Genomic DNA, 1043 nt, shown 5'->3' on the forward strand with positions numbered 1-1043 from the left:
CAACCCACGTTGTTCAAAGTCACGCCAAACTCTCGCTCTTATCGAAGAAAAAAGCATTACCCCAACCATTAAGCTTTATCTCGAAGATGTACCCTCTGCAGAGGAAATTAGTTCACTTCTTTCGAAGCTTGGTATTTCTGCTCGCGAACTACTTCGAAAAGGCGAAGATGCATACAAAGAACGAGGATTAAAAGATACCTCAATCGCTGATGATGATTTGATCAAAGCGATGACCGAAGCGCCAAAACTTATTGAGCGTCCGATTGTCGTGAAAGGTGACAAAGCCGTTCTTGGTCGTCCACCAGAAAACGTATTGGAATTGATTTAATGTCGAACCCTTACGTCCTCGTTCTGTATTACTCGCGTAATGGCGCAACAGAAAAAATGGCAATGCAAATAGCTCGCGGAATCGAATCCGTTTCATGTATCGAAGCACGAGTACGGACTGTTCCTCCAGTGTCTGCAAACAATGAGCAAAGCATTGCAGCGGTTCCGAATGAAGGTGCCATGTATTGCAGCGATGAAGACCTCAAAGACTGTGCGGGTCTCGCATTAGGTAGCCCAACTCGTTTTGGAAATATGGCGGCCCCTTTAAAATACTTTTTAGATGGCACTAGCAGCCTATGGATGAGCGGTGCGCTATCTGGAAAACCGGCAAGTGTATTTACCTCAACAGGTTCAATGCATGGAGGGCAAGAGACGACGCTGCTTTCAATGATGATCCCTCTGATGCATCAGGGCATGGTTATTTCAGGCCTTCCCTACACTGAAAAAGCCTTGCATGACACAACAACAGGCGGCACCCCATACGGCGCAAGTCATACAGAAATGGGAACAAACGGTGCTTTGAGCGAACATGAAACCGCGCTATGCCAAGCCCTCGGTAAACGATTAGCCACGCTCGCTCGTAAACTTAATTCTTAATCAGATTCAGAAAACGTTATGACAAATTCTCTCGAACTCAAAAGCAAACGTGCAGCACTTGTTACTAAGATCAGCTATGTCGCTCTGCTAGTCATCTTGGCCTACACCACCTTTGTACC

General features: G+C 46.1%; 2 protein-coding genes. Both read left to right on the forward strand.

What is annotated here, in order from left to right; translation table 11 throughout:
- Positions 1 to 328 (forward strand): arsenate reductase (glutaredoxin) (gene arsC, locus A3739_RS01045; protein ID WP_068499844.1); only part of this gene is annotated, 328 nt, incomplete at its 5' end.
- Positions 328 to 924, forward strand: coding sequence for an NAD(P)H:quinone oxidoreductase (wrbA, locus tag A3739_RS01050; RefSeq protein WP_068499847.1), 597 nt, complete (start codon positions 328 to 330; stop codon positions 922 to 924). The genes arsC and wrbA, both read left to right, overlap by 1 nt.
- Positions 925 to 1043 lie beyond the last annotated feature (119 nt).

The sequence above is a fragment of the Oleiphilus sp. HI0067 genome (genome assembly GCF_001635735.1).

Bases quoted from the DNA above. Each gene is read 5' to 3' on its own strand.
- wrbA (WP_068499847.1), top strand. From the start codon at position 328: ATGTCGAACCCTTACGTCCTCGTTCTGTATTACTCGCGTAATGGCGCA.